A 7,405-nucleotide genomic window follows, 5' to 3' on the forward strand; every position below is an offset into this window, starting at 1 on the left:
AAATCCTCCTTATAGTACTTTACTCAAAAACTCAATCGTTCTTGGATTCTTTGCATTCTTGAAAATATCCTCTGGTGTCCCCTGTTCGGCAATAATCCCGTCATCCATGAATAAAACACGATCACTGATTTCTCTGGCAAAGCCCATTTCATGAGTAACAATCACGATAGTCATCCCATTATCCGCCAGATCTTTGATTACCTCCAAAGACATCTTTAACCATTTCCGGATCAAGGGCACTGGTTGGTTCGTCAAATAACATTACATCAGGTTCCATAGCCATAGCTCTTACAATGGCAAGACGCTGTTTCTGTCCGCCTGATAATTTTCTTGGATATTCATCTGCCTTGCTTTCTAGCCCCACTTTTTTAAGCAGACGCATTCCCATTTCCGTGGCTTCCGCTTTTGACACTCCTTTTTCAAGAGTTGGCGTTATGGTAATATTCTCTAATACAGTAAGATGCGGAAATACATTAAAATGTTGGAAAACCATGCCGATTTTTTGCCGATGCTTGTCGATATTCAGATTTTTCGCTGCTATATCGACACCTTCAAAGATAACTTGGCCGCTGGTTGGTTCCTCAAGTAAGTTCAAGCAGCGCAGAAAGGTACTTTTTCCCGAACCGGATGGACCAATGATTGACACAACTTCACCCTTATGAATTTCTTCATTAATGCCTTTTAAAACTTGTAAATCACCGAAATTCTTACACAGGTCTTTTACCTGAATCAACGCCTGATTAATCACTGACACTCAACCTCTTTTCCATATAACCAACAACCTTTGATAATGAATAAGTTACGATAAAATAAATGATTGCAATAATGAACAGCGGCTGCCAGCTAAGGAATTTAGTCGACATCAGCAATGTTCTTGTATACATTAACTCATTAATGAATAAGACAGATGCCAATGATGTTTCTTTAATCATCATAATAAATTCATTTCCTAATGCCGGCAGAATATTTTTAATTGCCTGCGGCAGAATGATTTTCAGCATCATATTGCGATTGCTCATGCCAAGACTCTTCGCGGCTTCTGTCTGCCCTTTATCAACCGCCTGAATACCGGAACGAATAATTTCAGAAACATAGGCACTGGAGTTAATAATCAACGAAATGACAACCATGTAGTATTCCTTTACATTCGCTAAAATTGGAAATGCAATCGGCAGAAAGAAGGCAAAAATATAAAGCTGAACCAGAATTGGCGTACCTCTTATAACCTCGACATAAATATTAGCAATACCGCTTAAAATCTTCCACTTTGACATTTTAGCTAAGGCGATGACAGCCCCTAAAACGGTACCGAATAAAACAGTAATAGCAGCAAGCTGCAAAGTTCCCAGCAAACCATCAACAAAGATTGGATAATTCTCATAAAACACTCTCCATATTTCAGTAATGAGTGAAAATAAAGTTAAATTTTGCATTGGACTTCAATCCTTTCATCAATCTTCAAATTTAATACCTAATTCTTTAGCGGTGGCTTTCGCTGCCGTATTCCATTCATCATAGAGACCTTTTTCATTAACCTCATCAATGATTTCATTAATTTTAGCTAACAGCTCTGTCTGCCCTTTCTGAACAGCCGCGACATTACCATCATGTTCTGAATCATAAGTAATATCAAATTCAGCATCCGCTTTGACTAAATCTTCGTTGGCTGAAGCATACCCTTTCGCAAGATCGCATGTACATGCAAGTGCATCAACCTTACCGGTTTCCAATGACATAACGCCAATATCTAATGATGTTACTTGCTGCAATTTAGCATCCGGCAGCTGTTCCTTGGTATAACCTTCCTGTAATGAAGAAACCTGTGCAGCAATAGTCGCATTAGCTAAATCAGCAAGCGTTGTATATTTAGCAGCATCCGCTTTTTTAATCAAGAAACCATGACAAGAAGCTTCACCATCTTTATTAAAGCCATGGGAAAGTTCAAAGCTTTCTTCACGATCTTCACGCCAGCCAAAACCACTGATAGCGATATCGGCATTGCCAAGATCCACAGAGCTTAACACGGCTGTAAAGTCCATTGCTTTTATTTCAAAATCAACACCAAGCTGTTCCGCGATATATTTTCCTAGTTCAATATCAGCTCCAACATACTGATCAATACCCGATTTAGTATTGTCGATGAATTCAAATGGCGGAAAATCTGGCGAAACAGCCATTACTAATTTCCCTTTTTGTTGAATTTCTTCTAATTTATTTTGCGGCGCTGTACTTTGTCCGCCTTCGTTATTGGATGAACATGCCGTCATTGTAAAGCTTAATAAGCACGCGGCAGCAATTGTTAATAGTTTCTTCATGAATTGATCCTCCCTTAGATGTTTTTGTAATTCATAAATTTATAGTAATAATCAAGCACAATTTCGTCGCTTTTTACTATTCTGTTCCATTCTAGCCTCCTATGGTAAAAGAAAACGTCTCTGAATATAAAATCCAGAGACGTTATTAAACGCGGTACCACTCCAGTTATTCATGCTCCGCACATGAACCACTCTTCCTGTAACGCCGGGTAAGCGATCCATCCTACTCATTTCAGACAGACATCTCGCAAGTGCGCTTCAATATTTCTTCCTCGATCAGGCTTCCACTCTGTCCTGACTCGCTGGCGATTCTTAAATATTTACTCTCTTGGTCATCAACTTTATGGTGTTAGTTTACACCCTTGAAAATCGTATGTCAACCATTTTCTGAAAATAATTATTTTATTTTCTTAATTTTCATATTTTTATTTTCATTATCTTTCATCATTATTTTTCAACCACTGATAAGAAGTCCATAAAATCGCTCTTACTCATTATTTCCTGAGTAATACCGCCTTCAGAAATAATCTGATCAGACAGCTGAGCCTTTTTCTCCTGCAGTTTTTCGATCTTTTCTTCAATCGTGTCTTTTGCTAATAGCTTATATACAGTTACTATCTGCTCCTGACCGATGCGGTGAGTACGATCTGTGGCCTGATTTTGAGCTGCCAAGTTCCACCAAGGATCATAATGAATGACGATGCTGGCTGCTGTCAAATTTAAACCAGTACCGCCGGCCTTTAAGGAAATTAAAAATACCGGTGTCTGATCTTTATTAAAACGATCTACCAATTCACGCCGCTTTTCCTTTGTTGTAGAACCTGTCAGCATATAGGCATCAATTTTCAACTCATCAAGCCTGCCCTTAATAATATCGAGCATGGAAGTAAATTGTGAGAAAATCAGAATCTTATTATTAGCGTCAATCGCACTGTTTACCAGCTCCATGCAAGCCTCTAATTTTGCCGAACCACCTTGATAATCGTCATAGATAAGCGATGGGTCGCAGCACAATTGTCTGAGTTTTGTTAATTCGGCTAAGATTTGGATGCGGCTTGTTTTAAACTCATCATCACTCTTGGCTGCCAGTGATGCTAACACCTTTTGAGCATTGGCATTATAAAGACGTTCTTGTTCATTTTCCATTTTTGAAAGAATAACTTTCTCAATTTTATCCGGCAATTCTTTTAAAACATCCCGCTTTAAACGGCGCAGAATGAAGGGTTTGACCATTTTTTGAAGACGTTTACTGATTTCATTATCCGTATTGGCGATGATTGGATTTTCAAATTTCTTTCTGAATTTTTGATAGCTGCCCAGCAAGCCTGGCATCAGATAATCAAAAATGCTCCATAATTCACTTAATGAATTTTCAATTGGTGTACCAGTCAAGGCAAAGCGAATATCAGCCTGAATACTCTTCACTGCCTTTGCTGCCTGCGTGGTATAGTTTTTAATATTCTGTGCTTCATCGATAATTTCGTAATCGTACTGATAATTTTTATAGGATTCTAAATCACGTTTTAATAAATCGTAAGATGTCAGCGTAATATCATACTGTCCCTGTTTGCCGATCAATTCTTTACGCTGTTCTGTAGTGCCCACGATTGTACATACCGACAAGAATGGCGCAAATCGCTGAATCTCACTTTCCCAGTTATAAACTAAGGAAGCTGGGCATAGGATTAAAGCTTTAATGATTTTGTTTTCAGCTTCTGCCTCACATACTTTAGCTAGTAAAAAAGCTATAATTTGAACCGTTTTACCTAAGCCCATATCATCAGCTAAAATACCGCCAAAGCCTAAATCAGCCAGCGTTCTGAGCCATTGATAGCCGAATTTCTGATAAGGGCGCAATTCTGTTTTCAGATCCTTTGGGCTTTCATAATCACTATTTTCGATATTCTGCATATTCCGAATAATCTGCCGAAAATCATAATTTCTAACGGTTTCAATCTCAGCTTCATTATCTTTTAACACTTGATTAATATAAAGAGAATGATATTTAGGAAGCTGCAGATGCCCGTCTGCGAGCTGTTTTGTATCTAGTTCAAGCCCCTCACTTAGTTCAGCTAATGCGGAAAGTGATGAATCCTCTAATTGAATAAAATTACCATTTTTAAGCCGATAATATTTTTTATGCTGATGATAGCTGTTGAGTAATTGCTCTAATTCATCCGGCGGTAAGTTTGTAGTAAGCTTCATGTCCAGTAAGCCAACATTTAAGCTGACATTAACATTAACTTTCGGCGGCCGAGTGATGATAAGACTTCTCATTGATGAGCTTAAATATACCTCACCAAGCTGGCGAAGCTGATCCAGCCCTGTAGAAATCAATTTATAAATAGATTCCTCATCCTCCCATGCAATAAAGGCAAAATCATTCCCACATTCTGGGAAATATTGATGCAAGGTATGCAGCGCTTGGCCTTCTTTTATTACATCGCGGTTCAATATGTCCTTATTCTCCAATAGACTAAAAAGATTACATTTTAAATCTCCATAAACCGCATACGGTTCACAGCAAATGATATCGATTGCTTCATCAGCCACATGATCAAAATAGAACTGAATAATACACGGTACTGGCCGAAAACTATCTAATGAGCTTGCTTTCTCACAGATTGTTGTTGCTTCTAACGCAGACAGAAAAGATGAGCAAAATGCAGGCAGATCTTCCTCACTAATTGTATATTCATATTTTCCTGTATGTGTAAGCTCGAAGAGGTCTAAAGCATCCCGCGGATAATCGTCAGGAAGCCGATAGAATATTTTATTATGATATATATAGGCGCGATCATAATTACGGATGCATACCAATTTGGGTAAGGTTAAAATCCAATTCAGTCCTGCTTTATCGACCTTGCTGTATAGTACAGGCAAGCCGTCTGTGATATCTGCCAAATCATCATTCACATGAATCTTTTCATCTTTGAGAATTTCAAGCAATTGTATCAATGAATTACTACTGAGGGGTATTTTACGGATGGTAGGTGAATCATTGTAATAACGGCTATTATACAATCTATTGAAGCCTTCATTTTCACAAAGATATGCATGAATAAAGTCATATAGCAGCAAGCCAGTCTTAGTAAATGCTGTCCTGGAGTGTATGAAGGCAAGTTTCTTTCCGTAACTGTAATGTTCAAGATTACTGACAAGCCGATCTAAAAGGCCAAGATCCTTAAGAACATATTTTTTATCTTTGGTTCCTATCTTGAATTCGACACTCCATTCTTTTAGTTCACTAATATGAAAAAATGGTTCAAGTTCAATTATGCCGTCGACACCACCTTCAAAATAAGTCTGAGCATTCTTTAGGGTTTGTTGTTTCATTAAATGCATCAGCTGGCTGTTTGTTTTATATTTAAGATTGCTTACATCCAGCTCATGAGCAATTTGTTTTTGGTGGATGTGCAGTGCTAAAGCGATGCAATGTTTGCATGGTCCATAGTATTTCTGAAAGGCTTCACAATTGCAGCCGTTTCTTTCTAAATAGCCAGTATCACCATCATAGATAATTCTAGTATCGTATGGCTGGTCATATGAGCCCTGTACTTCAGCACAGATCATAATCAGATTATCATCGAGTCCTTCAACACTGATGATATCAATGGCGTTGCTTTTCACAATCTTTTCTGCCTTACGAAAAGTATCTGGATATACCCGATAACGGAGACCATCAATATTTATATTTTTCATTTTAACTCATCCCCTCCGCTTGAATCCATTATAATACATCTTATGGTATATGCACAGATGTAAGATTAGCGTGAATTAATAACAGTTTTCATTAATAATTTTTACTAATTCATCTTCGGTTTCAAAGAAGAGATGCGTATAAACACCAAGAACGGTTTCTACATTATCACCTAACCGTGAGGCTATGGCTTTAATGTTGGCACCTTTATTAATCAGAAATGAGGCGTGGGAATGTCTCAGATCATGAATTCGGATTACCGGGACGCCAGCAAATTCAGCGTATTGTTTGAATAACACGCCGATATATTTAATTCCTAACGGCTGTTCATCACCAAATACAAAATTGGTACGGGAGAAATTTTCTTCTTGGGAAACTCTGGCATAACGGTCTCGCATGATTTTAATCAGCATGTCCGGCATTTTTATCGTCCTGATGCTGTTTTTGGTTTTAGGGGGTGTAAGTTTATAAGGAATGCCTTTTAATTGCTGGGCGATTGTCTTATTGATTTTGACGGTATTATTATCAAAGTTGATATCGTTCCAGTTCAAGGCAAGACTTTCCCCTTTTCGGCAGCCCATGAAGTATTGGAAATTATAGAAGCAATAGTAGCGGTTGTGTTTGTTCTGATCTACGTTTTCTATGAAGGCCGAGAATTCGTCGTAGGTCCAGAAATGGATTTCCTCCTCGAGCTCATCGGGTCTTACCAGTTTGGCGACCTTATCTACCGGATTACTTTCAAGCAGGTCTTCTCGCACAGCGTAGGCAAGTATTTTATGGGCAAGGCTTCTGATTTTATTTACATATGAAGTGCTGGCGCCGTTTTTCTCCATTTCGTCAAGGATGACTTGTATGGTTGCAGGTTTTATATCACACAAACATACTGGACGGAGACGAACGAGTTTTGTTAATCCGAATTTATCATTTTGAATGGTTGTACTTTTGCGCACGTTGCGGCGGTCTTCAAAGTAAATTTCGCAGAGCTTGCCGAATGTTACTGTGCTGCCCGTTCTTACCTCGTAGCGTTCCAGTTCTTTCTTCATTATGAAATTTTTTTCAAGGATGCGTGCATCTTCCAGACAGGTGCATCCCTTGGCTAATCGATTGTAGAATACACTTCTGCCGTCGGGTAGTGTGTATTTCCCTTTGTAGTAAAATTTATTATCCCTTTGATAAACAGACATGTTATTAATTCCTCCTCTGGGGTTATGGGTTTAATTTATCATATAGGGTTGATGATTTACAAGGAGAAATGATGTTTATTTCATTTATATTGATTTTTATTTTGTGAAAACCGCCAATGAGTTTGATTTTTCATTTTGTGTAACTAGGTGCAGTTATAATATTAATTTTCATGTTCGAAAACACAAAAATCTCTACTTCTTCAGTC

4 protein-coding genes, 1 pseudogene and 1 other annotated feature are annotated in these 7,405 nt (G+C 38.1%); all 5 genes and pseudogenes read right to left on the reverse strand.

Features of this window, described 5'->3' with window-relative positions:
- Positions 1-9: 9 nt before the first annotated feature.
- The 5 genes and pseudogenes from DAHG_RS18905 to DAHG_RS05670 all read right to left on the reverse strand — a co-directional run bounded on the left by DAHG_RS18905 (position 10) and on the right by DAHG_RS05670 (position 7,199).
- Positions 10-748, reverse strand: a pseudogene (locus DAHG_RS18905) (amino acid ABC transporter ATP-binding protein).
- A complete protein-coding gene (locus tag DAHG_RS05655; protein WP_022937367.1) occupies positions 741-1,433 on the reverse strand; it encodes an amino acid ABC transporter permease in 693 nt (230 codons plus the stop codon). Before DAHG_RS05655 ends, DAHG_RS18905 begins: the two are co-directional and overlap by 8 nt.
- Before the next feature lie 18 nt (positions 1,434-1,451).
- The gene (locus DAHG_RS05660; RefSeq protein ID WP_022937368.1) at positions 1,452-2,315 is read right to left on the reverse strand and encodes a transporter substrate-binding domain-containing protein; all 864 of its coding nucleotides are present in this window, start codon (positions 2,313-2,315) and stop codon (positions 1,452-1,454) included.
- Positions 2,316-2,447: 132 nt separating this feature from the next.
- Positions 2,448-2,660 (reverse strand) — a binding site (T-box leader).
- A gap of 102 nt (positions 2,661-2,762) precedes the next feature.
- The gene (locus DAHG_RS05665) at positions 2,763-6,017 is read right to left on the reverse strand and encodes an SNF2-related protein (protein ID WP_022937369.1); all 3,255 of its coding nucleotides are present in this window, start codon (positions 6,015-6,017) and stop codon (positions 2,763-2,765) included.
- A gap of 75 nt (positions 6,018-6,092) precedes the next feature.
- A complete protein-coding gene (locus DAHG_RS05670; RefSeq protein WP_022937370.1) occupies positions 6,093-7,199 on the reverse strand; it encodes a tyrosine-type recombinase/integrase in 1,107 nt (368 codons plus the stop codon).
- Between the last annotated feature and the right edge of the window lie 206 nt (positions 7,200-7,405).

Source organism: Dielma fastidiosa, from assembly GCF_000313565.1.
Classification (GTDB): domain Bacteria; phylum Bacillota_I; class Bacilli_A; order Erysipelotrichales; family Erysipelotrichaceae; genus Dielma; species Dielma fastidiosa.